Here is a 25,390-nt window from a genome sequence, read left to right as displayed (position 1 = left end):
GAGAGATGAGAAAATGAGTACGGTCGTTGACATTCAAGGGTTAAGTAAGTCTTTCGGGAGTCATGAAGTACTAAAGGATATTAACTTCTCAGTAAATAAAGGAGAAGTTGTCACAATCATCGGGTCATCAGGATCGGGAAAATCAACATTACTCCGATGTGTGAATCTACTGGAAAAGCCAAGCGGTGGACAAATTATTTATAACGGTGAAAATATTCTAGATGATAAACATAATGTCCATCAATATCGCAAAAATCTTGGCATGGTATTTCAATCTTTTAACTTATTCAATAATCACAATGTGTTAGGGAACTGTGTTGTTGGTCAAATAAAAGTATTAAAGCGTTCAAAAGAAGAGGCCGAAAAAGTCGCTAAAAAATATCTCCATGTCGTTGGTATGGATGCGTATGTAGAAGCAAAACCGAGGCAACTATCCGGTGGTCAAAAACAACGTGTAGCCATTGCAAGAGCATTATCTATGGAGCCCGATGTCATGCTGTTTGACGAACCAACATCAGCACTTGATCCGGAAATGGTTGGTGAAGTGTTAAAAGTCATGAAAGAGCTAGCGGGAACGGGACTTACCATGCTCATCGTAACGCACGAAATGGAATTCGCCCGTGAAGTATCGGACCGCGTCGTCTTCATGGATAAAGGCGTCATTGCTGAGGAAGGCACACCAGAGCAAATCTTTAATGCCCCTCAGAAAGACAGAACGAAGGAATTTTTACAGCGTACAAGAAAATAAAGCAAATATCAGTTCTTGCTTAATAAAAGCCTGTACAAACACGAATTAAGGCGTCTTGTGTTTGTGCAGGCTTTTTTGACGAAGACGATGAGATAAACCCTATTATCTTTATCCTCGGTAGAAAACTAGCTAATCAATGATAAACCTTTTGGTCGACATTCACCGGTAGGACTTCTTTATAAATAGCTTCCATATCCTCTTTCACCGCTTTTCTCGGATTGTAATGGATGGTTCCATGGTCATTCATAGCATCTTCTGCAAGTTGGGAGATATCTCCATCTGTGAAGTTGTGGTCGAGATGTGTGAAATCTTTTGGAATATCAATAGACTGTAATAAATCTTCTACTAGTGGAATCAGTGATTTGCCTGCTTGTTGTAAACCAACGGCGTGTAACGACGGATCAATCATACGAGCAATGGTCGCATATCTTTCTGTAGAGGCAGGAAGGTTGTAGGCAATGACTTTTGGCAGAATAACGGCATTGGCAATACCATGAGGCACACCGTACCGCGCAGACATCGGATGTGATAAGGAATGAACAATTCCTAGTCCGCCAAGGCTAAATGACATGCCTGCTAGTGTGCTAGCAAGATGGACTTGGCCTCGCGCTTCTAAATTATCTGCATGTGCGTAGGTTTGTGGTAAATAGGACCAGATCATGCGAATGGCTTGTAGGGCAAGAGCGTCTGTAAACGGATTAGCAGGTAGAGAAACATAAGATTCAATGGCGTGGACAAGTGCATCAGCACCTGTTGCCGCGACTTGCTTACGCGGTAATCCGAGCGTAAGGGCGGGGTCCACAAACACGACTTTCGGAACAAGAAACGGGGAGCCAAGCACAAGTTTTCTACCGCCATCGCTATCGGTAATGACACTTGCTATGGTGACTTCAGAACCCGTTCCGACTGTTGTCGGAATCGCGAAAAGTAGTGGCAACTTATCTTCTATTTTCTTACCACCAAGCGAGTATTCCAGCACATGTCCTGGATGCGTGACTGCGACAGCGAGCCCTTTGGCAAAGTCCATGGAGCTACCGCCACCAAGGGCAATGATCAAGTCGGCACCTTCTAGCTGGAAACTCTTCACGCCTTCCATAACAGAATGGGCAGTCGGATTGGGTTCGATATCGGCATAAACAGCGTATTCAATCGATGCAGCCTCTAATACTTGAGTAACCTTTTCTACGACACCTGATGATATCAAGCCTTTATCTGTACAAATAAAGACTTTTTTCTTTCCTGTCGATTTCACTTTGTCTGCAAGCTCTTGTTGAACGACCTCATACCCAAATTTTAAATCTGTTTGTAGATTTAAGTGAAATGATGCGTTCAATAAACTCATTCGTTGATCCTCTCCTTTTCAATAATTATTTACTTATAAATAGTTAAGCGCTTACAAGGTAATTTCCTCCTTTCTCTAACTAAATTTTAGAAAGAATGATAGAATACAAGTAAAAAAGAGGGAGTGGGATCGTTATGGCGAAAACGCTTGTTCAAATAAATTCTCCTGTTGGTGTGCTAGCCATCGAAGGAACAGAAAAAGCCATCACAGCTGTTCAATTTCTTGATGGAACGGAAATTAAAGAACCATTGAGGGATGACTCTCCAGATGTAATGAAGGCATGCGTACGGCAATTAGAGGAATATTTTCAAGGGAAGAGAGAGGTTTTTGATCTCACTTATGAGTTAAATGGGACAACCTTTCAAACGAATGTATGGCAAGCATTAACAACGATTCCCTTCGGTGAAACGGCTTCTTATAAAGACATTGCTGTCATTATCGGGAATGAAAAAGCTGTGCGCGCGGTCGGTAGCGCGAATGGTAAAAATAAAATCAGCATCATTATTCCTTGCCATCGAATTATTGGCACAAATGGGACATTAACTGGCTATGCAGGTGGCATGGAAAGAAAAGGATGGTTGCTTGCGCATGAAAGAAAGTTCAGAAAATAGTATAATAGGCAGGTAAGCAAATTGTTAGAAGAAGGTGACTTGAAATGGAAAGAAAGATAGATGAGATTATTAAGGATCGCCGTTCGATTAAAAAGTTTAAACAAGATCCTGTAAGTATAGATGAAATTGTAGAGCTACTAGAGGTGGCAAAATGGGCACCGAATCATAAAATGACGGAACCATGGCGCTTATTACTTTTTGCTGAAGAAGGAAAAGAGAAGTTTATTGATGCTTATTGTCAATCGCAAAAAGCAAAAGATGGTAGGATTCCTGAAAAAGCACAGAATAAATCAGCTTACTTCCGCTCTATTCCATTGCATCTTGTCGTTGTTATGCCTGAGGACCCTCGTCAGAAAACATGGGATGAAGACTACGGGGCAGTGAGTGCAATGATTCAAAACTTCCAATTAGCTGCATGGGAAAGAGGCATCGGTATGATTTGGCGGACCAATGATTGGATTTACAATCCTGTCTTCCGTGAGGCGATTGGTGTCAAACCAGGGGAGAAAGTAGTAGCTACTTTAATGATTGGTTATGCTGATCATATACCTGAAGCAAAGCCGCGAACAAGTATTAAAGAAAAGCTGCAAATTATTAAAGCGTAAAATAAGGTGACGATGAAAGGCTAGGGGATGCGCGAAAAGCAGTTCCTAGCCTTTTTTTATTGCCTAGAATGTATCATTCTTTTAAAGTCGATCAAGTAGGTTTTTTGGAAGGAGTAGTTAGGTATACTATGGGTATATAAATTAATAATGATTAAATGCTGTCCATTTGTTAGGGGGTCTAGATTTGATTATTGCTATTATTTTTCTCTTATTTGTTTCATTCTTTTTTTCAGGGAGTGAAACCGCATTAACTGCAACAAATAAGATGAGATTGCGCACCAAAGCGAAAAACCATGACAAAAAGGCAGAAAAGATTCTTAATATCGTCTCAAAGCCAAGTGAATTTATTACTTCGATTCTAATTGGTAATAACATTGCTAATATCTTACTACCGACACTTGTAACAACCCTTGCTATTCAATATGGCTTTAATGTTGCGCTCGCTTCGGCTATTTTGACAGTAGTTATTATTATATTTTCGGAAGTCATTCCGAAATCCATTGCAGCAGCTTTCCCTGATCGTATAGCGTATCTTGTATATCCTGTGATTCGGACCGTAATTTTTATTCTAAAACCAGTGACAGTCATTTTAAATGGCTTAACTGGTTTCATTACCGGTATATTATCAAAGGGGCAGAAACAAGAATCATCGATTTCTAAGGAAGAGCTACGGACAATGGTAGAAATCGCTGATACGGAAGGGATTTTTAAAAAAGAGGAGTCTCATCGTATTAAGGGTGTGCTTAATTTTCACAATTTAAATGTAAAAGATGTGTTGAAAACTCCAAGAATAGACCTTATTGCGCTCCCTATTACGACTACATTTGAAGAAGTAAGGGATATTGTGATTCAGCATCCGTATACAAGGTATCCTGTCTATCGCGAGGATATTGATAGTATTGTCGCAGTTTTTCATTCAAAGTACTTATTATCTTGGGCTGCGGAACCACACAAAACACTAGAGGATTACTGTGATACAGATCCCTTAGTTATTTATGAATTTTCTTCTCTTGAGCGTGTTTTTCGCCAAATGACGGTGGAGAAAAAACATCTAGCAATTGTCTTGGATGAATATGGTGGAACAGAAGGAATTGTTACTCACGAAGACATTATTGAAGCCATGATCGGGTTAGAAATTGAAGATGAAATGGATCTTGATACTGAAAGGCATATTCATAAACTGACTGACACAGAAATGATCTGTAATGGAAAAATAACATTATATCAACTCAATTCTGTATTTAAGACAGATATACCCGAGGAAGATGATGTACTTGCAGGTTACATACAAAAGCAAATAGACCACTTTCCGGCTGTAGGTGAAGTCATTGTACAAAACAACCTTACTTTCGAAATATTAGAAATAAAAGGGAGAGCACTGACAAAAATAAAAATTACTAAAAAATGATGCTGTGTTTTTAAGGAGTTTGAAAAAGTGAATAATCCGTCAGTTTTAAAGTCAATTAATGAGGTTAGAGCATTTATTAAAGAAAATAACTTTGCCCTACTTTATATTTGGAGTGACCATTGTAGCGTATGTCATGCATTGTATCCTAAATTATCCGAGAGTTTAATGGAGTTTCAAAAGGTAAAACTAGGAAAAGTTAACTATCAGGATGTAAGCGAAATAGCCGGTGAGTTTTTGGTTTTTTCCGTACCGACAGTCATCCTCTTTAAAGAAGGGAAAGAGTACTTAAGAGAAGGGAGATTTATGAGAGTACAGGAGTTTAAAAAACAATTAAAGCCTTTTATTTAACTTTTATGATGTTAAAAATGCTTTAAAAAGAGCACCATTCTAAAAAATGAACGGTGCTCTTCATTAATTATAAAGCTTCTTTAATCACTTTCTTATAATGTAAAACTGCTAATAATCCAAAGATGGAAAAAAGCACAGTATAGATAACCATGACAATAATAGTTGGTGTCATCATTTCTGTTCCGAAAAAGAACCAGCCCGATTTAACTGCGAAGTAACTATGAAAAAGGCTGAGAATAAGCGGGATACCGAAAGTGAAAAATTGTTTTACGCAAATGCCTTTAAGGAGATCGTTCTGAGTATAGCCAAGCTTACGTAAAATCGTATAGCCATTCTTTTCTTCTTCCCCTTCATCCATTTGCTTAAAGTAAATAATACAGCCTGAAGTGATTAAGAATGTTAGCCCTAAGAAGCCGGTAATAAATAACGTCAAACCGATAAATTCTTTCACACCTTGAAATTCTAATTGCAGGGACCAAGTATTTCGTTCGAAATCCAGCGTATCGTATAGGTCATTTGCTCTTACTAAATCGTCCTGATTTTCGAGGTTGATTTTATAAAAACGGTTGCCTTGGTCTTTAAAAATTGTTTGTAAATCATCGTTCAATGCGTTTTGCAATTGCTTATATACGGTGTCATCGACGACAGCAGTAGGAGAGCCGCCAAATGTGAAATAAAATGGAATGATGGGTTCATCATTTAAACCAACAAGGTCTAATTTATATTCATTTGCTGTTGTATGCATCACAATAGAGCTATTTTCGTTTACATCCATGATGGGATCATACATAGCAGGCCAACCAGTAAAAAATACTTCATTAGGCTTAACGTCTAAACCGTCCACATCTTTATCACTAACTACGGTCGATTCCATCTTCTGTACATCGACTCCTGCTGATTCAGGATCCACAGATAGGTGAATCATGTCTGCCATATTAAAGGTAGCAACTACGATTTCCATTGTTTCTTCTGTATAAGCTATATTATGATCAGTGAATGCCTCTGTTAGCATGTTTGCTTCTTTTTCACTATTCGTAGAAAAATCTGCTTGTACACGTTCAAATGCGCTTTTCTCTGCTGAATAGAACTGAATATAGGATAAAGAGAGTAAACCGATAGCTAATGCCGATACGGTTGTGATTACCGTTAATAATAAGGCATTAGATTTCATACGAAACATAATCGATGACAAAGAGAGGACATCTGTTATGTTTAGATAGCCACCTTTTCCTTTACGAATGACATTACCAATGAAAGTAATCGACCCGCGGAAGAAAAGGTAAGTGCCGATAATGACACTCCCAAGGATGAAAATCATGGCGAGAAATAATTCATTTACTGATGTAAAATCACCGCTGAAAAGTTGGGATGATACATAATAACCTGTTGCAATAAAGCAAAGTCCTAATATACCAATTACAATTTCTACAACCGTGACACGTTTTACAGTTCCTTCTGTAGTTGCTTTTACTTTGAACAGTGATAGTATGCTCTGACGGTGAATAAAGAAAAGGTTATTTGCCATAATGAGCAAATAAATCACAGCAAAAACAATCAACGTCTGTACTAACGCCTGAGATGAAAACTGTAATTCCGCTAATTCATCGATCGATATTAATTTAAACAGAATCATTAGCACAAACCTTGAGCTAAGAAAACCAAGGAAAATACCAATCATTAAAGAACCGAAATATAATAAGAAATTTTCAACTGTAAGTAGACGGAAGATTTGCCCTTTCGTCATACCGATTAGTTGGAAGAGCCCGATTTCTTGCCCACGTCTTTTTATAAAAAGATTGTTAGCAAATAAGAGAAATACAGCAACGATGACAATGAGTAAAACAGAAGCTGCCCGAATAGCTGCCGCCCCTTTCACCGTACCACTGGCCTCATCTAATGCAGGGTCAAATTGTAATGTGACGAAAGCGAAATAAAGACTGGAACTAAACGCAAGTGCAAACACATAGAGATAATAATTCTTGATGTTCTTCTTTAAATTGCGCCAAATGAGCAAATTAATGTTCATTTTGTACACCGCCCAGAATGGCTTGCGTCTTCATAATATCTTTAAAGAAGTCTTGCCTCTTTTCATCACCTTTGTTCAATTGCGTGTAAATTTGTCCATCTTTAATAAAAATCACGCGACTGCAGTAACTAGCTGCAACTGGGTCATGTGTGACCATGACAATGGTTGATTTCCTTGTTTCATTCAGCCTCGTTAATTTATTGAGTAAATCTGAAGCGGATTTTGAATCTAAGGCACCAGTTGGTTCGTCAGCAAAGATAATACTTGGCTCATGAATGAAGGCACGTGCTGCTGATGTTCGTTGTTTTTGCCCCCCTGAGATTTCACTAGGGTACTTGTTCGCTAAGTCTTCAATCCCTAATTCAGAGGCGATATCAGAAAAGCGTTTATTGGCTTCATTCTTTGATACTTTTTTGATTGATAATGGCAGTAAGATGTTTTCTTTCACGGTCAACGTATCAAGTAAATTATAATCTTGAAAAATGAAGCCAAGATAATGCTTACGGAATTCCGCAAGTTGTCTTTCTTTCATTTTCGTCATTTCTTTGCCTTCAATGCTAATTGATCCAGAACTTAAGTGATCAATCGTCGAAAGAATATTGAGCAAGGTTGTCTTCCCTGAACCGGATGCGCCCATTATACTTACGAATTCACCTTGCTTTATTTGCAGGTCCAATCCTTTTAATACTTCTTGTTTATTCCCTCTACTTCCGTAGGTTTTATGAATTTTATGTGCTTCTAATATATTCATATACATGCTCCTTTTTTCTAAGCTTACCTACATTGTAAAGGGATGAAGAGACTTTCTCCTTCGATTCAACGAACAAAATATCATGAAGTGTGACATTATTGTCACTTCGTTGGCATTCTTATATTAACGAAATCATTCGTTTTAGGGAAAACAAGTGTTACGGTTGTCCCTTCATTCATGGTTGAGTTAACTTGAATGTTTATTTTTAATGTATTAGCTGCTTTTTTAGCTAAATAAAGACCCATTCCTGTGGCTGCATGTCCTATATGATCAGCGGTTGAAGTGAAGCCTTTGTCGAATATACGAGGTAAATCTTTCTGAGAAATGCCTTTCCCTTTATCTGAAATGGTGAGAACTTTAATGTCACCAAGTGCCTCCGATTCAATGATAATATCGGTAGAGTGACTGTACTTGACTGCATTAGATAAAATTTGCCTAATGATAAAACCGAGCCATTTGCCATCACTTGTCACTTCTTTCACGGCGAGGTCGAGTTCAAAACCAATCCCTTTTTGCATGCACCAAGATTGCAAGTCTCGTATTTCCCTAAATAAAATTTCTTCAAGCGAAACCTTCTCGATATAGAGATCATTTTCTAAAGTTGGCATACGTTTATGGTGAAGCTGCTGATCAAGCAGTAAATGAATGCGTAGCCATTCGCTAGCTAATGCTGATTTCGAACTTGGATGCTCAAGGCGGTCAATGATGAGTTTCATTGCCGTTAAAGGGGTCTTTACCTCATGGATCCAACCCATTAATTCATCTTTCTCTTGTTCAATTTCTAAGTTGATTTGTTGGTTTTCCATCTCTAATTGCTGGGTTTGTTTCTTAAGACTAGCTTCAATGATTTTTTCAAAAGGTGAGCGACCCTCTTCTAAATAGTGAAGATCAAGTCCAGGTGCCCAATTTTTTAAGCGGCGATAGTATGAGACCTCTTTAATGAACCGCAGGAATAGAAAGATAATGAATATAACCAGTAGGATTGCAACCATATAAAGGGTCGAATACATGGATAATCCAGGATCAATATAAGCAAATACAATGATAAGCATGAGGGAGAAGAGGAAGAGGAGGATCCAACTTATCCGTTCTTTTAAAAAAGTGATCAACATATTAATAATCCTCTTCCATTGCCATATAACCTTGTCCTACCTTTGTATGGATATGTTTGCCTAAGTCGATTTCCTCGAGTCGCTTTCTTAGCCGATTCACATTAACGGTTAATGTGTTGTCACTAATAAAGCGCTCGTCATCCCAAAGCGCTTTAATGAGTTCATCGCGGCTTAATGTTTTATTTTTATGTTGAAGTAATTGCTTGAGAATAAACATTTCATTCTTCGTCAATGTAATCTGACCATGGTCGTTCGTAACGGTATACTTCTCATAGTCAATCTTGGCTCCGTACCATGTTTGCAGTGTCTGAAAATCGGCCGTATAGTTATAGGCCCTTCTTAATAAAGCTTGGATTTTCGCCACAAGTACGTCGAAATGAAAAGGCTTTTGCACGAAATCATCGGCCCCAAGTTGCATCGACATGACCATATCTGTCGGATGATCACGAGACGATAAGAAAATAATCGGTACGGTCGAATGGTTACGAATCATTCGGCACCAATGGAAGCCATCGTATTTTGGCAGTTGAATATCAATAATGACGAGATCAGGCTTAATCTCTGTAAACCGTTCCATTACTTTTGAAAAATCATCAATGCCATTTACGTTAAATGACCATTGTTCTAATCTTTCTCTGATTTCGCGATATAGGCTTTCATCATCTTCTATTAGTAAGAGAGTAAACATCTTTTCACCACGCTTATTTTTCCTTATATTGTATAAGAATCACTAAGGGAGAACAACTTTATGAAAAAAAGAAGACCGTACAGCGACGATCTTCTACTTAACTTATTTTTCGATAGCTTCTACTGTTGTTGCTACTTTCCCGATAACGAGTTGGCTACCAAGCATCGGAGATTCCTTAGGCTCTTCCCCTTGTTTTGGTTCAGGGCGTTTATGTGCTTGTTTGAATATATCGCTTTCCTTCCAAGCTTGGAAGCTATCAAGATCTTCCCAATACATATTCACATTCAATTCATCATGTTCTTCTAAGTTTTGTGTAATAACGGTTTCCACTTTAACGAAACCTTTCATTTCTTGTAGAGGACCTGGTTTCGTGAAGTTAGGCGCTAATTTTTCAGCAAACCCTTTTTTCATTTTAATGCGATTCGTTACGACATACATTATGATTCCTCCTTTTTATTGACTATAATTTTATTATAAACTTACTTTCCTCAATTCTGAAATTAAAGCCCTTCATTTGCTAAAATAAAAGGAGAGGTGAGTGGGATGTCTAGTGAAGCGTTATTAATTGATGAATTATTGAAAAGAATCACTGCAGGGGAGTATCAGCTCAATGAAAAATTCCCATCTGAAAATCGATTAGCAGAAGAGTTTCAGTTGCCAAGAATAACGGTACGAAAAGCATTGCAGCATTTAGAAGGACGAGGATATCTTTACTCAGTCCGCGGAAAAGGGCGTTATCTGAAGCCCGAGTCAGAATCGATTCATTTACACTTATCAGGTGGAGAAAGTTTTACCGATAAAATGCTTGCATCGGGCTATGATTTGAAAACGGTGAATTTATTTTCCCCAGATATTGAAATTAATCAAGAAAATCAAACATATATGTTGGCAAGACTTCGCTATATTAATGAGGAGCCCATCGCCATTCATCAATCGTATGTCAATGTAGAGGTTTTCCCTACTATTCAAAATGATGCACCTACAATTACATCCATGTTTGCCTATTACCGAGCACATGGCTTTCATCACTTTACAAATAACGGAGCAGTATTAAGCGTGCAATTCCCCTCGACCGATGAGCAAGAGTTGCTAAAATGCAATAATATCCTCCCACTCATTTGTCTAGAAAGTCAAACGGTATGCGAAGAAACCAAAAAAATACTAGAACGAACATGCATCCTTTATAGAAGCGATAAATTTAAGTATCGGCTCCGTTGAAATGGGGCCGATTGCTATTTAGAGAGGGGATAGAACGAATGAGGGCGGTGGAAAAGAGAGGATCACCGCACTCAGCGGAACTCCCTGGAAGGCAAAAGAGACCCCCATCCTATGAAGAGAAACCACTAAGATAGAACCAACCACTAATTTCACTGACCAACTTAACAAACTCACCATCAACAAAGGCGCACTACTCCTAAACTACTATACTAACTGTGCAAAACCGCCCTTACCGCAATAGGTAAGGGCGGTTTGCATGCGGCGACATTCCAAATGTGTGCCCGATGTAAATCTTTATTTACACAATATTAAAAATAAATTAAAACACAACAGCTTGGCGCCAAGTTACGATGAACTTGCGAGAGGAGGTAGGGAGATGAATCGAAAAAGAAGAACGACGATTTTAATGAAGGCCGGAACCACGTTGGCTCAGGAAATGGCAAGAGAAGTTACCGAAAATCACGAGGTAAAAGAAATAGTCGCGCCGAGAAACGGTTTAACGATGGTGAAGGTAAGAGAAACAGCAAAGCGTTCCCTATTTTATCTGGGGGAAGTATTAATGACAGAGACGATGGTAGAAATAGAGGGCATCATAGGCAAGGGAATGGTCATCGGACTAGAAGAAGAGTGGTCTCGTGACCTGGCCATCATTGATGCTGCTTATAACGCAAAATTGCCGATCATTGCGAGATGGAATCAGCTTCTCCAAGCGAAAGAAGAAGCAATCATCAAACAGGAAAATAAAGAGCAGACACAATTAATGGAAACAAAAGTGTCCTTTGAAACGATGTCAATTTAAGGGAGTGAAAATCATGCCACTTGATTATGTCCATGACACACAAGCTGTTTTTCGCAAGGTAATGGATTGCATGGCCCAACCTGGTAAAACGAATAGTTTAGCAAAGCAAATGTGCCAAATCGACTTTCCAATCGATTGTTACCATTCTACCTTTTTAACGATGATGACATTACTCGATAGCGAGGCGACTTTTCATATTAAAGGGAACCATACGTCACTCGTCCAAAGAATAGCCCAATTGACATTAGCCAAGCATGTAGAGGAAAGTGAAGCCGATTTTATCATCATTACAGCTGATTTACCACAAGCGAGTCTAATAGACGCTATCCAATCGGCGAAAAAAGGTAGTTTAATTGACCCTCAACTTTCAGCCACCATCATTATCGAGACCTCAGAGTTGTCATCAGGACAAGAATGGCTATTATCAGGTCCAGGAATCAAAAAGGAAAAGCGTGTAAAGCTTGCTTATTCTCAGCGAATCAACCAAGCGCGAGAGGAAAAAAATAAAGAATTTCCGCTAGGAATCGATCTCGTGATAACGGACCAAGTAGGAAAGGTTATTTGTTTACCAAGGACAACTGTAATTAGTGAGGTGAGTAAATAATGGGATATGTTGCCGTTAAAGGAGGGACAGAGGCTATCGAAGCCTCCATCGAACGCCTTCGATATAACCGGCTGAAAGGCGAAAGACATATAGAAATTGAAACAATTCTTGCCACTATGAAAGGCTTAGTAGATCAGGTGATGTCTGAAGCTAGTCTGTATGCGCCTATGTTAGCTGCGCTGGCCATTAAACAATCGGAAGGGAATGTGGAGGAGGCTGTATTTACGCTGCGTGCCCATCGTTCGACATTACCACGCCTGTATTATAGCGAAGCAATCGAGACGGGAGATATGCGCATTTCAAGACGAATTTCTTCTAGTTTTAAAGATATCCCTGGTGGTCAAATATTAGGAGCGACGACGGATTATACCCATAGATTGTTAGATTTTGATTTATTAATAGAGAATCAACAAGAAGAGAAACAATGGTTGCAGCATTATAAGGAAAAAATCGCTCAGTTGGGAGAACAGCCATCATCACAAGTTTTTCCTAAAGTGGTGGAGTATTTAAGGAAAAACGGTCTTGTGCAAACGTATGTAGATGATAATCGCGAGCCTTTTGATGTGACCAAGAAGAGCTTGCAATTTCCTACCGATCGAAGTGCAAGATTGCAGACATTAACAAGAGGACAGACAGGTGCAGTTACTTCCCTGGGTTATGCTTCTATGCGGGGGTATGGTCAAGTGCATCCCAATGTAGGGGAGCTGAGGGTTGGTATGATGCCTATTCACCTTTCATCTCAAAATGAAAGTGAGGAAGAGCAATATTATATAGGTGCCATTGAAGTGACAGAAGTTGAATCATTCGTGCCGGTAAAGGGCGTGAGTGAGGAAAGTGAAGAAGCCCTCGACTTTGAAATTGGCTATGGGATGTGCTATGGCCAAAACGAAACAAAGGCGATAGCGATGAGTATTTTAGATCAATGCTTACAGCACCCATCATCTGATTTTCCCACACATGACGAGGAGTTTGTCTTATTGCATATTGATTCTGTTGAATCGACAGGGTTCATTTCCCATTTGAAACTTCCTCATTATGTGACTTTCCAATCAAAGCTCGATCGGGCAAGAAAAGGACAGAAGGGAGAGGAATAACTATGACAAGACTCCATCAGTTTGCTTTCTTTGATGAAGGCTCGAAAAAAGAGATTAGAAGAACGATTTTAAAAGCGATTAGCATTCCAGGTTACCAAGTCCCTTTTTCTTCTAGAGAGATGCCTATCGCTAGAGGATGGGGTACAGGTGGTTTACAGGTGACGCTAGCCATTATTGGCCAAGAGGATGTATTAAAGGTGATTGATCAAGGGTCAGATGAATCGGTTAATGCTGTTAATATCAAAAAACTAGTTGAAAAAACGACGGGCGTTACTATCACAGAAAAAACAGCAGAAGCGACCATTATTCAATCAAGACACCGCATCCCTGAGCAGACTTTAACAGAAGGTCAAGTCCTCGTCTTACAGGTACCTGCGCCAGAACCATTACGGTCAGTGGAAAAGAGTGAAAGACAAACAAAAATTCTTCATGCAGAGGAAGAATATAGCGGTGCTTGGCTACAGTTATTTGAACAAATTATGAAATATGGCCAGACAAACACAGGTGCGGACCATCCTGTATATGTAGCGGGCCGTTATGTGATGGCACCAAGCCCTATCCCGCGATTTGATAATCATAAAATGAATCATTCAGAGGCACTTATTTTATTGGGAGCAGGGCGAGAAAAGAAAATCTATGCGGTTCCACCTTATACAGATGTCCGTTCATTAGCATTTGAAGATTACCCATTTACTGTCGAATCTTTCGCAACAGAAGCTTGTCATTTATGCGGGGCAACGGATACGTATTTGGATGAGATCATAGATGCAGACAAGGATAAAGTGTATTACCAATGTAATGATTCTCATCATTGTTTAGAACGAGTCAATGGAGTGATTGAAGGAAAAGGGGATATAAGCTATGCATGATGAACCCATCTTAAAAATCCAGCGATTAGAAAAAGTATTTGGCAGAGGTTGTAGTCATTGTCAGCATGAAGATACGAGACAGTTAGAAAAGAATTTTTGCCCTTATTGTGGAACAGTGTATGCTTGTCGAAATATATCGTTTGAATTATTTCCTGGGGAAATTTTAGGGATTGTTGGCGAAAGTGGGAGTGGGAAATCTACACTTATGCAATGTTTGTATTTTGATGAGACTGCGACAGGTGGAGAAATGTTTATCAATCATGAAGATTTTAAGGGGAAAAACATTTTTGCTCTTTCTAATCAGCAAAAAAGAAATGTGCGCAATCATATCCTAGGTATGGTTTATCAAAATCCAACAAAAGGGTTGAAAATGAACTTTTCCTCTATTGGAAATATTGCTGAGAAACTTATTGCTGCAGGCAATCGCCATGTAGGTGAGATGGAGCGTGTCGGAATGGAATTGCTCGACAAAGTCCATATTCCCCTTTTTAGAATGAAGGAAGAACCAAAGCGGTTTTCAGGGGGGATGCAGCAGCGTGTACAAATTGCAAAAGCCCTTTCTAACTATCCTCCCATTCTTTTCTTAGATGAAGTAACAACAGGGTTAGACTTATCCGTGCAAGCCAGTGTTCTTGATTTAATTAAAACGATTCAACGTGAAATGGGTATCAGCATGATTGTGGTATCGCATGACTTAGCCGTCATTCGAATGCTAGCTGATCGGACAATGGTGATGTTAAACGGAGAAGTAATTGAAGCAGGGCTAACGGATCAAGTACTTGAAGATCCTCAAGACGCATACACGCAACAGCTTGTTTATTCGTTGTTATAAAAGAGGAGGGTGCATATGTATATCATTCATAACGGTGTGATTGTCCTTGAAGATAGAATGCTAGAAAAACATGCAGTATTAGTAGAAGACGACCGGATTAAGGCGATTGTAAAAGAAGATGAACTCACTTCTTTTACGAGTGTTGAAAGAATTGATGCAAATGGCGGTTATATTTCTCCAGGGTTTATAGATATTCACTCTGATTATATTGAGTCGATTATCTCGCCGCGACCGACAAGTATGATGAATGTCCAAATGGGCCTACGTGAAGCAGAGAAGATTCTGATTGGCCACGGGATTACAACGATGTTTCATTCACTTTCTTTCTACCGGGAGGATATTTTCACCCATAAGCCGATGCGCTTACCACAAAATGTACAGAAATTAGTCGAAGCGATTACGGAAACATCTGAGCAGCAACATCTGATTCGCCATCGTCTACATGCTCGATTTGAAATCGATAATCTTGATGGCATCGATTGTTTAGTAGAGAATCTTCGTTCAGGTAAAATTCACCTGCTATCTTTTATGGATCATACACCAGGCCAAGGTCAGTATCGCAATTTAGAAGTTTTTCGTGAAACGATGCGTGGTTATCGTGATTTAACAGAAAAAGAATTAAATCGTATTATCCAAGACCGCCTATCTTCAAAAGTGATGACGATTGACATGATGAAAGAGATTGCTGAAATAGCGATCAGACAAGGGGTTAGCGTTGCTTCACATGATGATGACCATAAAAGTAAGATTGACCTCGTCCAATCTATTGGGACAACAATCAGTGAATTCCCCATTACATTAGAGGTTGCTAAAAAGGCGAAGCAGAGCGGTCTATATACAATCGTTGGGGCGCCTAATATCCTTTTAGGTGGCTCGCACTCAGGCAATTTATCCGCAGCAGAAGCGATTCGTCATCAATGTGCAGATATTTTATGCAGTGATTATTATCCATCGGCTTTACTCCATTCTATCTTTACACTTCATGAAAAGTATGGTCAGAACTTACTAGATATGTTCCAAATGGTCACTTCAAAGCCAGCGAAGGCAGTAAACCTTGATCATGAAATTGGTTCTATCAAACCTGGCTATAAAGCGGATTTACTTATCATTGAGAAATTGGATGATGGTTTTCCAACAGTTACGCTAACAATGGTTAACGGTGTTGTGATCACGACAACGAATTACCGAAAAAACAAGGCGATGGCGGAGGTAGTACGATGACATTTTTAAAAATTGAAGGTCTGAAGAAGAACTTTCAAATTGTGCATTTAAATCAGACGATTCATGCCGTGCAACAGTTGGACTTTTCAATGGAACAAGGTGAATTTGTCGGGATAACGGGCAAAAGTGGCAGTGGGAAATCAACGATATTAAAAAGCATTTATCGCACATATTTACCTGAGGCAGGGCGGATTTATTTTGACTCAGAGAAATATGGATGGCTGGATCTGCAAAAAGCATCAGAAAGGGAGATTATCTATTTACGAAAATATGAAATTGGGTATGTGTCACAATTCTTGAATGTGATGCCACGAACAACCGCCCGCCAATTAGTAGAGCAATCTGTTTTAGCGACGGGGCGGTCATTAATTGAAGCACAAAAAGAAGCAGAGAAAGTGCTCTCTCATTTTGAACTTGATCGCAAACTATGGGATACGTACCCAAATACGTTCTCAGGTGGGGAAAAGTTAAGGGTAAACATTGCCATCGCAGCCGTTAAAAAGCCAAGGCTACTGCTTTTAGATGAACCAACAGCAAGTCTTGATCAACAGTCCAAGCAAAAGGTGAAAGAAGTGATTCAAAAGTTAAAGGAAAGTGGGACGACATTGCTAGGGGTTTTTCATGATATCGAATTTATGGATGAATTATGTGATCATATTTTTGAAATGAGCCAGCAATCTTTCAAAAGGGCAGGGGCTGCTTTATGAGTAAGGCGGACTTACATGTTCATAGTCATTTTTCAGATGGTGCAGATTCCATTCAAATGGTTATGGAAAAAGCAGCAGCGGCCGGTATCACACATTTGAGCATCGTCGACCATGATACGGTAAAAGGGCAAGAGGAAGCCTTAAAATGGGCTCAAACCTATCAGATTCAGCTTATTCCTGGGATTGAAATTTCCGCATTTGATTTTAAAAGAAATCGAAAAGTACATGTACTAGGCTACCATTTTAATTCGAATAAAGGGCATATTGTGGCATTGTGTAATAAAGTACTGAAGCGCAGACAAGCCCATTCCATTTGGCAAATTGGGCAAATAAAAAAGCAAGGCATCCCTTTGTCTGTAAAAGAAATATCCCATATCGCCTCACCAAGCGAGACGATTTATAAGCAACATATTATGGCGGCCATTACGTCAGAACCTTACGAATCAGAAGCATATAGAAAGTTATATCGTTCACTGTTTAAAGGAGGGGGAGTAGCTGCTTTCGATATTGCCTATGCGGACGTATATGATGCCATTCGAGCGATTAAAGCAGATGGTGGGTTTGCTGTGATTGCTCATCCCGGTCAACTTGATTCCTATGATCTGATTACAGAGCTTGTAGATAGTCAGGTCGGATTGGATGGTGTGGAGCGTATTCATCCTGATCATAGTGAAGTGGATCACCAAAGAATTGACACCCTTATGGAAAGATACGACCTTTTCATGACAGGTGGCTCCGATTATCACGGTGCATTTGGTTCATCTGTGCGTATGGGAGACTTTGATTCGCCTATGAACCGATTGTTAACTGATTATTTGGTTTGTAAATGATAAGTGAAAGCCAGTATATTTCGTGTAAAAAGACAGTAAATTCAGTCTTTTGTGTAAGGGATTGTGCTTAAATAAAAGTGAAATAAGCTAAATCGTATTTTAAGGGGAGTGAATGAGAATGGGTAAAAAATCATATGGTTGGTTGCTGCTTGTATTATTGGCTCTGTTACTTGGTGCTTGCTCAGAAGAAGGAAATAGCGAGGCTTCTGCAAGTGATGATGTTGTCGATATTGTTTGGTATCCAAGTGAATCAGGCTCAGATATGAAATCATCAAGAGATGACATTGGTGAGTTGATTGCTGAGGCAACAGGTCGTGAAGTGAAGCACCATTTAACAACGGATTATGCGATCTCTATTGAGACAATGGTAAATAACAATGCGGAGCTCGCATTTATGGGTGCACAAGGTTATATAGAAGCAAAAGAGCGTAATGAAGCTATTCAACCATTAGTCGTTTCGACAGGAGAATCAGGTACGTTGGACGATGCTGTTTACCATAGCTGGTTAGCTGTCAACGTTGATGATGTAGAAGACTATAAAGAAAATGGAGAGTTTTCTTTAGATACAATTGCCGATAAAAAAATGTCGTTTGTATCAAATAGTTCCACATCGGGATTTAAAGTACCTGCCTCTGATTTGATTGCCCATTTTAACGATAAAAGTTTAACAGAAGAAGATTTAATGGAAGGTGGTCCATTATTTTCACAAGTATTATTCGGGAATTCACATCAAGGCTCAGCGGTTAATTTGTTAAAGGGAAGTGCGGATGTAGCAGCTTTTTGTGATACATGTGTAGAAAATTATGTTGAACTTGTAGAAGGTGAAGCGAATCGTCCGGGGTCGATTTACCGCGTAAAAGATAATGCCGCTGAGCCATTTAGTCTTGTAAAAGGTAAGGAATTCGTGCTAATCAGTGTAACACCGGTCTTAAACGCACCATTTGTTGGCAATATCGAGCTTTTAGGTGAAGAGGTCTTCAAAAAGCTACAAGACTACTTATCAAGTGACGAAGTAGCAAACAATGAGAAAATCTTTGTTCCAGAGGATTCAGATCAATCTGCTTTATTCTTTAAGTCTGGGAAAGAAAGATTGGCGCCAGTGGATGATGAATGGTTTAACCCGATAAGAGAGCTATCTAAGTAATCTAAGAGGAGGCGGAGTCCTTTGGCATTATTAGAAATTAAGGCACTAAATAAATCCTATCAAAGCCAGCATGTACTAACAAATATCGATTTTACTGTTGAAACAGGCGAATTTTTATCGGTTATTGGTCCATCAGGAGCCGGAAAATCAACGTTACTGCGCTGCATCAATCGCTTGGTGGAAGCGGATAGTGGCGAAATCATTTTTAATGGGGAAAACATTCTTAAACTTGGCAGAAAGTCATTGAGAAAAGAAAGAGCCAATATCGGGATGGTCTTTCAACATTATAATCTTGTCCCACGTTTAACAGTTATCGAAAATGTACTTCATGGGCGCTTCGGATATAAGTCGACTTTACAAGGGATGCTCGGTGTTTTTAGTGAAGAAGAAAAAGAAAGAGCTTTCTACCTCCTAGAGAAGCTGGGAATCGTTGAACATGCGTATAAACGCTGTGACCAACTAAGTGGGGGACAACAGCAAAGAGTCGGGATATGCCGCGCACTCATCCAAGATCCGAAGCTCATTTTATGTGACGAACCTATTGCGTCATTAGATCCTCATTCTTCCAAGGTAATAATGGATTATTTGAAGTCTATTACAGAAGAATTGGGTATCACTTGTATCGTTAACCTTCATCAAGTTGAGGTAGCACAATCCTATTCGAATAGAATTATTGGTTTAAATAAAGGACATTTAGTTTTTAATGGGCCAAATAGACAATTGGACTCCCATTACATTGGAGAAGTCTATGGTATGGATACAAGAGAGCTTATAACGGTATGAAGAAGGCGAATATGTTAGCAGATCAAACACGATTAAGTAGAAAATGGCAACATATCTTCTTGCTAATCATCGTTTGTTGCTTCACTTGGATAGCGATTGAGATGGTGCAATTTGACTTTTATCAAAGCTTGTTATCTATTCCAACAGCAGGTTTATGGATGATTGAAAATTTATGGATTACAGCGGAAACTTGGCGTGAGTTTCCTGACATTATGTTGAAGTTGGTTGAAACCATTCTCATGTCAGTAGCTGCGACAACGATAGCGGCATTCATTTCTTTTTTCCTCGGAATAGCGGGGTCAACAACGACGAGGCGTAATGGTTTAATGGCGGGTTTATCCAGAGGAATAGCTTCTGTTGCGAGAAATATACCTGTCGTTGCATGGGCGTTAATTCTCCTACTCTCATTTGGACAAAACTCATTAACCGGATTTCTTGCTCTATTTGTCGGTACTGTTGGCTTCTTGACGAGAGCGTTTATGGAATCGATTGATGAAGTTGGCTTGAAGTCTTTTGAAGCATTAACGGCGACGGGAGCCACATATTTTCAAGTGATCTTTAAAGCTGTTATTCCACAAGCATTACCACAAATGTTGAGTTGGGTGTTGTTTATGATCGAAACGAATATAAGAAGCGCAACTTTAGTTGGTATACTGACAGGTACAGGTATTGGCTATACATTTGATCTGTATTATAAGACATTAAATTATGAAGCGGTTGCGCTGGTGACATTATTAATTATCCTTACAGTCATCGTCATAGAACTCACATCTAACCGTATCAGAAAGGTGATCTTATGATGGGAGTAGCCTATATAAAACGCAGTAAAACGGGTCGAATTAATATAAAAATTGGCAATAAGGTTGACTATACATTAAAAGCGATTATATGGTTTCTCGGCATTGTAACTGTTGCCGCTTTCCTTGTTTTTGACTATACCGGCTTTCATTTAACGTCCGCATTAAAGGAAACAGTGGCTAATTTACAGACGATGTTCCTTACGCCGGCTTTGACTCACTTTTCTTGGAGTGAAGCGTTTTATCAAGTGGGTGTTACTTTAGCATTAGCCGTTCTCTCGACAGTCATTGGAGCAGTAATTGCCTTTTTCCTTGCTTTATTATCAGCGGAAAACTTATCCAATCAAGCTGTAGCTAAAGTTATCAAAACATATGTCGCTTTCATACGTGCGGTTCCAACGGTTTTATGGGTTTTGATTTTTGCTATTGCAGCCGGTTTAGGAAGTACGGCAGCTGTTTTAGGGATGTTGTTCCACTCCGTAGCCTATTTGGTAAAAGCTTTCTCTGAATCATTTGAGGAAGTGGATAAAGGGGTGCTCGAAGCGTTACGGTCGACAGGCGCCGGCTGGTGGCAAACTGTTGTTCATGCTGTTTTACCATCTACAATGACTTATCTTTTATCATGGACATTTCTACGTTTTGAAATCAATTTTTCAGTCGCTGTTGCAATGGGGGCGGCCGCAGGGGCAGGCGGCATTGGTTTTGAACTCTTTATGGCATCGGGGTTCTACTTTGATTTAAGAGAAGTTGGTTTTATTACTTATTGTATTCTCCTTGTTGCAATTATTTTAGAGGTTGCTTCGACACAACTCAAAAAACGCTATTTCCCAAGTCAACAGTAAAAGGCTGCCTTACATAGACAGCCTTTCTTACGCTTCAAAGCTTTTTTTACCTGGTGCTTTCATACGGTAAACTTGAAATAATAATAATGCACAAATGGAAAGAATGATTCCTGAAATATAAGGGAATCCAATCGAAACAGTAAATAATAACCCGCCGAGAGGAGGTCCGAGTATACGTCCTAAAGAATCAAAAGAGGATAAAAGCCCTGTTACATTGCCATGCGCTCCTTTTGCTGATTTTGTTAATAGACTTGACACTGCAGGCCTTATTGCGCCATTGCCCATTCCGAAAATCGTAAGGAAGATTGCTGCGGTTAAGAAATTATCTAATGTTAAAATAAGCCCCATACCAATCACACTGACGATTATGCCCCCTTGAATAACTGCTCCTCCTCCATATTTCTTAGAAAGCTTCCCGACTAATCCGCCTTGAACAAGAGCAGAGCCGAAGCCCATAATCATAAAAATGATACCTAATTCTGTTGGTTGTAGCCCTGCTTTTTGTGAAGCAAAATAAGCAAAGGTAGCCTCTAATCCTGCAAGAGATAGGGATACAAACAGATTCAAGATAAATAAAATGGAGGTCGTGCCTTTAAACGCTTCCCAAAAAGGAGGACGCTCTCTGCTTTCGCCTGGACCTGTGGCAGGTAACGATTCTTTTAAAACAAAAAGGACGAAAAGACTTGTAATGAGTGAGAGAGAACCTGCTACATAAAAGGGAGTACTTAAACTTGCTTGAGAAAATATCCCCCCTATTGCTGGGCCAAATATAAAGCCTAAACCTGTTGCAGCGCCAATCATCCCCATTCCTTTCGCACGATCTTCCTCTGTCGTGATATCTGCAACATAAGCCATTGCTGTTGGCATATTCGCTGCAGACAGCGTTCCTCCAATGATACGGGCGACAAATAACATCCATAATTCACTAGATAAAGCCATTAGGAAGAACGAAAGTGAGAGACCTAATATGCCGATGAGCATCACTGGTTTCCGGCCATAACGGTCAGATACACGTCCCCATAAGGGTGCGAAAATAAATTGCATAAGTGAATAAACGGCCATTAATAAACCTAATTGCGAAGGGGTTGCCCCAATTTCTTCTGCATAGAATGGTATAACCGGAATAATGACACCAAATCCGGACATAACGAGAAACATTACAGCAAACAGGATAGGTAAAGCTTTTTTCTTTTCGATCACAAAAGTCACTCCAATACTGATAACAACTCTATAACATAAATATCATAAGGGCAGAGAAAAAGAAAGGGCTGTAGAAAACAAAGTCCTATACCCTATTATGTCCAGTTATGAAGGATTTAGTGCAGATTATAAGAAGTATCTTTTGTTTATTATTCTTATAAAGTGATTTGGCAGGGAAATCTTTTACTAGCATAACTTTTAGAACAATCATCTTCAATGAACTGTTTATAAAGACAGGAAAACTTTTTTTAGAAAACTATAGCTTTTTTTGCATAAATATACTATTATATTGAAAATGCAATATTTAGATATTTCTTATAATTAGGAGGTGCTAGAATGAGTAAAGCGCAAAATAGAAAAGTATTAATTGCTAGCCTTGTGGGAAGCTCGATTGAATGGTTTGATTATTTTCTCTATGGTACGGTTGCTGCTCTTGTATTTAATGAATATTTCTTCCATAGTGATAACCCAACCGTCGGCTTATTGTTAGCATACGCTTCATTTGCGTTAGCATTTTTTATTCGTCCACTAGGTGGTGTAATCTTCAGCCATATTGGTGATAGGGTAGGTAGAAAGAAAACATTAGTATTAACATTAACCATTATGGGTGGATCTACTGTCTTAATGGGCTTCTTGCCAACGTATGAAACTATTGGTGTCATGGCACCTATCCTCTTGATTATTCTTCGCCTTATCCAAGGAATTGGACTTGGAGGAGAGTGGGGTGGAGCGGTGTTATTAGCTGTAGAATATGCGCCAAAGGAAAAACGTGGATTATTCGGTAGTGTCCCACAAATGGGAGTAACGATTGGTATGCTCCTTGGAACTATCGCGCTGTCTATTATGACATTATTACCTGAAGAGCACTTTCTATCATGGGGTTGGCGTGTTCCTTTTATCATGAGTGCATTACTTGTCTTCTTTGGTCTTTGGATTCGTAAAGGAATCGATGAAACACCATCGTTTAAAAAGGCACAAGAAAGTGGAGAAATTGCTAAAATACCAATCGTTGAAACATTTAAAACATCTTGGAGAGAAGTACTTATTTCTGTAGGCGCAAAAGTAGTAGAAACCGCACCATTTTATATTTTCGGTACGTTTATCGTTTCATACGCTACTAGCGAATTAGGGTTTTCAAGGACAGCGACCCTAAATGCCGTGACAGTTGGAACAATTGTTACAACGATTCTTATTCCTATCATGGGGAGTCTTTCTGATAAGATTGGTAGGAAGAAACTTTATATTGGTGGTACACTAGCAATGGCTGTTTTTGCTTTCCCTTATTTTTGGATGTTACAGCAAGGAACGGTAACGTGGCTTGTCATTGCAACTGTATTAGGATTAGGGATTGTCTGGGCACCGATTACAGCCGTGTTAGGAACAATGTTCTCAGAAATCTTTAAATCAAATGTCCGTTATACAGGTATTACCTTAGGTTATCAAATTGGTGCTGCAGTAGCAGGTGGAACAGCGCCATTAATCGCTACTGCACTACTGGCCTACTTTGATGGTTCTTATGTACCAGTGGCTTTGTATATTATATTATGTGCTGCGATTTCTCTCATTGCAATGATCGCTGTACGTGAAAAGAGTAAACAAGAATTAGATCAAGATGTCGCCATGTAGGAGATTGTTTATTTTAAAAAGCTCGGTACGTTATCCGTATCGAGCTTTATGAGATGTGGTCAATAGTTGTAAGGGAGATGTGTTTATGCTTGTTTTATCAGAGAAAGAAATAAAAACATTATATGTCATGAAAGATGCGATTGAAGATATGGAAACAGCACTTGTTGCTTATCATCAAGGGAAAATAACGAGTCCTCAAAGGACTGTTTTAGATATCCCTGAAAAAAAAGCATCGGCATTATATATGCCTAGTGCGATGGAGACAATGAAGAAAGCTGCAGTAAAAATAGTCACAATCTTTCCTGAGAATCCTAAAGAAGGGTTAAAAACAACTCAAGGTGTGATCTTGTTATCAGATACAGAAAACGGTACACACGTGGCTTGTCTGAATGCATCTTATTTAACCAGATTAAGAACGGGAGCGCTTAGTGGCGTCGCAACAAAATACTTAGCAAAAAAAGAGGCAAGGTCTGTGGCTGTGCTTGGTTGTGGTGCAATGGCAGAAGAGCAACTACAAGCTGTATGCGAAGTTAGAAATATTGATCATATCTATTTAAATAACCGTACGAGGGAAAGAGCCGAGCGCTTTGCTAAACGAATGAGAGAGATCCTGCCAAATTATAAAGGGAAAGTGGAAGTTGTAGCAGATCCTGATGATGCTGTGAAACAGTCTGATATTGTCAATTGTAGTACACGTGCAGTAGAGCCAATCTTCAAAGGGTCTAGTTTGCAACAAGGAGCACATATCAATGGCATTGGATCTTATTTACCTAATATGCGTGAAGTGGATGTAGAAACATTAAAACGAGCGAGTAAAGTGGTTGCTGATACGATAGAAGGTGTAAAAGAAGAAGCGGGAGACTTTATTATTCCTAATGAAAAAGGTGATTGGCATTTTGATGAGCTACATGGAGAGCTTACAGAGTTAGCAGCACATACCATTAAGGGAAGAGAATCAGACGAAGAAATTACTTTCTTCAAATCCGTAGGAGCTGCTTATTTTGACCTAGCAGCGGCAGCAGCTGTATATGATAAAGCGAAAAAACAAGGAATAGGTACAGAAGTAGAGGTTTAAACGAAAAAAAGATGAACCGTCGTATAGGTTCATCTCAGCTTGTAGACAAAGTCTAAGAATTAGACCAAGTCTACAAGTTTTTTTGTATAATTGAATGGAATCAATTTTAT

Annotated in this window: 27 protein-coding genes; 20 read left to right on the top strand and 7 right to left on the bottom strand. The window is 39.3% G+C overall.

What is annotated here, in order from left to right; all coding sequences use genetic code 11:
- The first annotated feature begins 13 nt into the window (after positions 1–13).
- Positions 14–748: an amino acid ABC transporter ATP-binding protein gene (locus H9655_RS19715; RefSeq protein WP_191816947.1), complete on the top strand. Its 735-nt coding sequence runs from the start codon at positions 14–16 to the stop codon at positions 746–748.
- A gap of 133 nt (positions 749–881) precedes the next feature.
- Here the strand turns inward: H9655_RS19715 and H9655_RS19710 are convergent, their stop codons facing one another.
- On the bottom strand, positions 882–2,090 hold the full coding sequence (locus H9655_RS19710) for an iron-containing alcohol dehydrogenase family protein (protein WP_191816946.1): 1,209 nt from the start codon (positions 2,088–2,090) through the stop codon (positions 882–884).
- A gap of 134 nt (positions 2,091–2,224) precedes the next feature.
- Between H9655_RS19710 and H9655_RS19705 the strand changes: the two genes are divergently transcribed.
- The 4 genes from H9655_RS19705 (at position 2,225) to H9655_RS19690 (ending at position 5,062) form a co-directional block, all read left to right on the top strand.
- Entirely contained in the window at positions 2,225–2,701 is a 477-nt protein-coding gene (locus H9655_RS19705) for a methylated-DNA--[protein]-cysteine S-methyltransferase (RefSeq protein WP_191816945.1), read from the top strand.
- Between the two features lie 44 nt (positions 2,702–2,745).
- Positions 2,746–3,306: a nitroreductase family protein gene (locus H9655_RS19700; RefSeq protein ID WP_191816944.1), complete on the top strand. Its 561-nt coding sequence runs from the start codon at positions 2,746–2,748 to the stop codon at positions 3,304–3,306.
- Between the two features lie 184 nt (positions 3,307–3,490).
- Complete coding sequence (locus H9655_RS19695) at positions 3,491–4,714, top strand: hemolysin family protein (protein WP_191816943.1); 1,224 nt, start codon at positions 3,491–3,493, stop codon at positions 4,712–4,714.
- Between the two features lie 27 nt (positions 4,715–4,741).
- Entirely contained in the window at positions 4,742–5,062 is a 321-nt protein-coding gene (locus H9655_RS19690; RefSeq protein ID WP_191816942.1) for a thioredoxin family protein, read from the top strand.
- A gap of 67 nt (positions 5,063–5,129) precedes the next feature.
- Here the strand turns inward: H9655_RS19690 and H9655_RS19685 are convergent, their stop codons facing one another.
- The 5 genes from H9655_RS19685 to H9655_RS19665 all read right to left on the bottom strand — a co-directional run bounded on the left by H9655_RS19685 (position 5,130) and on the right by H9655_RS19665 (position 10,077).
- A complete protein-coding gene (locus H9655_RS19685; RefSeq protein WP_191816941.1) occupies positions 5,130–7,088 on the bottom strand; it encodes an ABC transporter permease in 1,959 nt (652 codons plus the stop codon).
- Entirely contained in the window at positions 7,078–7,839 is a 762-nt protein-coding gene (locus H9655_RS19680; RefSeq protein WP_191816940.1) for an ABC transporter ATP-binding protein, read from the bottom strand. The genes H9655_RS19685 and H9655_RS19680 overlap by 11 nt, the downstream gene beginning before the upstream one ends.
- A 101-nt stretch (positions 7,840–7,940) precedes the next feature.
- A complete protein-coding gene (locus H9655_RS19675) occupies positions 7,941–8,951 on the bottom strand; it encodes a sensor histidine kinase (RefSeq protein WP_191816939.1) in 1,011 nt (336 codons plus the stop codon).
- Position 8,952: 1 nt separating this feature from the next.
- Complete coding sequence (locus H9655_RS19670) at positions 8,953–9,639, bottom strand: response regulator transcription factor (RefSeq protein ID WP_191816938.1); 687 nt, start codon at positions 9,637–9,639, stop codon at positions 8,953–8,955.
- Between the two features lie 102 nt (positions 9,640–9,741).
- Entirely contained in the window at positions 9,742–10,077 is a 336-nt protein-coding gene (locus H9655_RS19665) for a heme oxygenase (protein WP_191816937.1), read from the bottom strand.
- 105 nt (positions 10,078–10,182) lie between these two features.
- Here H9655_RS19665 and H9655_RS19660 point away from each other — a divergent pair, with 105 nt between their 5' ends.
- From H9655_RS19660 to H9655_RS19600, 13 genes are all read left to right on the top strand, one after another.
- Positions 10,183–10,857 carry a GntR family transcriptional regulator gene (locus H9655_RS19660; protein WP_191816936.1) on the top strand — a complete coding sequence of 225 codons (675 nt, stop codon included), beginning with the start codon at positions 10,183–10,185 and terminating at the stop codon, positions 10,855–10,857.
- 376 nt (positions 10,858–11,233) lie between these two features.
- Entirely contained in the window at positions 11,234–11,656 is a 423-nt protein-coding gene (gene phnG, locus H9655_RS19655; RefSeq protein WP_191816935.1) for a phosphonate C-P lyase system protein PhnG, read from the top strand.
- A 13-nt stretch (positions 11,657–11,669) separates the two neighbouring features.
- Positions 11,670–12,260 carry a phosphonate C-P lyase system protein PhnH gene (phnH, locus tag H9655_RS19650; RefSeq protein ID WP_191816934.1) on the top strand — a complete coding sequence of 197 codons (591 nt, stop codon included), beginning with the start codon at positions 11,670–11,672 and terminating at the stop codon, positions 12,258–12,260.
- Positions 12,260–13,354: a carbon-phosphorus lyase complex subunit PhnI gene (locus H9655_RS19645; protein ID WP_191816933.1), complete on the top strand. Its 1,095-nt coding sequence runs from the start codon at positions 12,260–12,262 to the stop codon at positions 13,352–13,354. The genes phnH and H9655_RS19645 overlap by 1 nt, the downstream gene beginning before the upstream one ends.
- Before the next feature lie 2 nt (positions 13,355–13,356).
- The gene (locus H9655_RS19640; protein WP_191816932.1) at positions 13,357–14,223 is read left to right on the top strand and encodes an alpha-D-ribose 1-methylphosphonate 5-phosphate C-P-lyase PhnJ; all 867 of its coding nucleotides are present in this window, start codon (positions 13,357–13,359) and stop codon (positions 14,221–14,223) included.
- Positions 14,216–15,055 carry an ATP-binding cassette domain-containing protein gene (locus H9655_RS19635; protein WP_191816931.1) on the top strand — a complete coding sequence of 280 codons (840 nt, stop codon included), beginning with the start codon at positions 14,216–14,218 and terminating at the stop codon, positions 15,053–15,055. Before H9655_RS19640 ends, H9655_RS19635 begins: the two co-directional genes overlap by 8 nt.
- A gap of 15 nt (positions 15,056–15,070) precedes the next feature.
- Positions 15,071–16,276 (top strand): phosphonate metabolism protein PhnM, encoded by a 1,206-nt coding sequence (gene phnM, locus H9655_RS19630; protein WP_191816930.1) that lies wholly within the window; start codon positions 15,071–15,073, stop codon positions 16,274–16,276.
- Positions 16,273–16,983 (top strand): phosphonate C-P lyase system protein PhnL, encoded by a 711-nt coding sequence (locus H9655_RS19625; protein WP_191816929.1) that lies wholly within the window; start codon positions 16,273–16,275, stop codon positions 16,981–16,983. The genes phnM and H9655_RS19625 overlap by 4 nt, the downstream gene beginning before the upstream one ends.
- The gene (locus H9655_RS19620; RefSeq protein ID WP_191816928.1) at positions 16,980–17,813 is read left to right on the top strand and encodes a PHP domain-containing protein; all 834 of its coding nucleotides are present in this window, start codon (positions 16,980–16,982) and stop codon (positions 17,811–17,813) included. The genes H9655_RS19625 and H9655_RS19620 overlap by 4 nt, the downstream gene beginning before the upstream one ends.
- A 118-nt stretch (positions 17,814–17,931) precedes the next feature.
- Positions 17,932–18,957 carry a PhnD/SsuA/transferrin family substrate-binding protein gene (locus H9655_RS19615; RefSeq protein WP_191816927.1) on the top strand — a complete coding sequence of 342 codons (1,026 nt, stop codon included), beginning with the start codon at positions 17,932–17,934 and terminating at the stop codon, positions 18,955–18,957.
- Between the two features lie 21 nt (positions 18,958–18,978).
- Positions 18,979–19,740, top strand: coding sequence for a phosphonate ABC transporter ATP-binding protein (gene phnC / locus H9655_RS19610; RefSeq protein WP_191816926.1), 762 nt, complete (start codon positions 18,979–18,981; stop codon positions 19,738–19,740).
- Positions 19,737–20,540: a phosphonate ABC transporter, permease protein PhnE gene (gene phnE, locus H9655_RS19605; RefSeq protein ID WP_225230769.1), complete on the top strand. Its 804-nt coding sequence runs from the start codon at positions 19,737–19,739 to the stop codon at positions 20,538–20,540. Before phnC ends, phnE begins: the two co-directional genes overlap by 4 nt.
- Positions 20,540–21,379 carry an ABC transporter permease subunit gene (locus tag H9655_RS19600; protein ID WP_191816925.1) on the top strand — a complete coding sequence of 280 codons (840 nt, stop codon included), beginning with the start codon at positions 20,540–20,542 and terminating at the stop codon, positions 21,377–21,379. The genes phnE and H9655_RS19600 overlap by 1 nt, the downstream gene beginning before the upstream one ends.
- Before the next feature lie 27 nt (positions 21,380–21,406).
- Here H9655_RS19600 and H9655_RS19595 read toward each other — a convergent pair whose 3' ends face one another.
- Complete coding sequence (locus H9655_RS19595; protein ID WP_191816987.1) at positions 21,407–22,576, bottom strand: MFS transporter; 1,170 nt, start codon at positions 22,574–22,576, stop codon at positions 21,407–21,409.
- Between the two features lie 339 nt (positions 22,577–22,915).
- Here H9655_RS19595 and H9655_RS19590 point away from each other — a divergent pair, with 339 nt between their 5' ends.
- The gene (locus tag H9655_RS19590) at positions 22,916–24,205 is read left to right on the top strand and encodes an MFS transporter (protein WP_191816924.1); all 1,290 of its coding nucleotides are present in this window, start codon (positions 22,916–22,918) and stop codon (positions 24,203–24,205) included.
- 85 nt (positions 24,206–24,290) lie between these two features.
- On the top strand, positions 24,291–25,280 hold the full coding sequence (locus tag H9655_RS19585; RefSeq protein WP_191816923.1) for an ornithine cyclodeaminase family protein: 990 nt from the start codon (positions 24,291–24,293) through the stop codon (positions 25,278–25,280).
- Positions 25,281–25,390 lie beyond the last annotated feature (110 nt).

This window comes from Cytobacillus stercorigallinarum (genome assembly GCF_014836495.1).
GTDB classification, from domain to species: Bacteria; Bacillota; Bacilli; order Bacillales; family Cytobacillaceae; genus Cytobacillus; species Cytobacillus stercorigallinarum.
The sequence above is the reverse complement of the archived record's forward strand: the minus strand, read 5'-3'. Positions and strand labels throughout refer to the sequence as shown.

What these genes read in the sequence shown, in the direction of transcription:
- H9655_RS19640 (WP_191816932.1), top strand. Translation starts at nt 13,357, where the DNA reads ATGACAAGACTCCATCAGTTTGCTTTCTTTGATGAAGGCTCGAAAAAA.
- H9655_RS19615 (WP_191816927.1), top strand. Translation starts at nt 17,932, where the DNA reads ATGGGTAAAAAATCATATGGTTGGTTGCTGCTTGTATTATTGGCTCTG.
- phnE (WP_225230769.1), top strand. Translation starts at nt 19,737, where the DNA reads ATGAAGAAGGCGAATATGTTAGCAGATCAAACACGATTAAGTAGAAAA.
- H9655_RS19585 (WP_191816923.1), top strand. Translation starts at nt 24,291, where the DNA reads ATGCTTGTTTTATCAGAGAAAGAAATAAAAACATTATATGTCATGAAA.
- phnH (WP_191816934.1), top strand. Translation starts at nt 11,670, where the DNA reads ATGCCACTTGATTATGTCCATGACACACAAGCTGTTTTTCGCAAGGTA.
- H9655_RS19675 (WP_191816939.1), bottom strand. Translation starts at nt 8,951, where the DNA reads ATGTTGATCACTTTTTTAAAAGAACGGATAAGTTGGATCCTCCTCTTC.
- H9655_RS19620 (WP_191816928.1), top strand. Translation starts at nt 16,980, where the DNA reads ATGAGTAAGGCGGACTTACATGTTCATAGTCATTTTTCAGATGGTGCA.
- phnG (WP_191816935.1), top strand. Translation starts at nt 11,234, where the DNA reads ATGAATCGAAAAAGAAGAACGACGATTTTAATGAAGGCCGGAACCACG.
- H9655_RS19685 (WP_191816941.1), bottom strand. Translation starts at nt 7,088, where the DNA reads ATGAACATTAATTTGCTCATTTGGCGCAATTTAAAGAAGAACATCAAG.
- H9655_RS19705 (WP_191816945.1), top strand. Translation starts at nt 2,225, where the DNA reads ATGGCGAAAACGCTTGTTCAAATAAATTCTCCTGTTGGTGTGCTAGCC.
- H9655_RS19590 (WP_191816924.1), top strand. Translation starts at nt 22,916, where the DNA reads ATGAGTAAAGCGCAAAATAGAAAAGTATTAATTGCTAGCCTTGTGGGA.
- H9655_RS19665 (WP_191816937.1), bottom strand. Translation starts at nt 10,077, where the DNA reads ATGTATGTCGTAACGAATCGCATTAAAATGAAAAAAGGGTTTGCTGAA.
- H9655_RS19645 (WP_191816933.1), top strand. Translation starts at nt 12,260, where the DNA reads ATGGGATATGTTGCCGTTAAAGGAGGGACAGAGGCTATCGAAGCCTCC.
- H9655_RS19710 (WP_191816946.1), bottom strand. Translation starts at nt 2,090, where the DNA reads ATGAGTTTATTGAACGCATCATTTCACTTAAATCTACAAACAGATTTA.
- H9655_RS19680 (WP_191816940.1), bottom strand. Translation starts at nt 7,839, where the DNA reads ATGAATATATTAGAAGCACATAAAATTCATAAAACCTACGGAAGTAGA.
- phnM (WP_191816930.1), top strand. Translation starts at nt 15,071, where the DNA reads ATGTATATCATTCATAACGGTGTGATTGTCCTTGAAGATAGAATGCTA.
- H9655_RS19600 (WP_191816925.1), top strand. Translation starts at nt 20,540, where the DNA reads ATGGGAGTAGCCTATATAAAACGCAGTAAAACGGGTCGAATTAATATA.
- H9655_RS19700 (WP_191816944.1), top strand. Translation starts at nt 2,746, where the DNA reads ATGGAAAGAAAGATAGATGAGATTATTAAGGATCGCCGTTCGATTAAA.
- H9655_RS19670 (WP_191816938.1), bottom strand. Translation starts at nt 9,639, where the DNA reads ATGTTTACTCTCTTACTAATAGAAGATGATGAAAGCCTATATCGCGAA.
- H9655_RS19660 (WP_191816936.1), top strand. Translation starts at nt 10,183, where the DNA reads ATGTCTAGTGAAGCGTTATTAATTGATGAATTATTGAAAAGAATCACT.
- H9655_RS19625 (WP_191816929.1), top strand. Translation starts at nt 16,273, where the DNA reads ATGACATTTTTAAAAATTGAAGGTCTGAAGAAGAACTTTCAAATTGTG.
- H9655_RS19635 (WP_191816931.1), top strand. Translation starts at nt 14,216, where the DNA reads ATGCATGATGAACCCATCTTAAAAATCCAGCGATTAGAAAAAGTATTT.
- H9655_RS19715 (WP_191816947.1), top strand. Translation starts at nt 14, where the DNA reads ATGAGTACGGTCGTTGACATTCAAGGGTTAAGTAAGTCTTTCGGGAGT.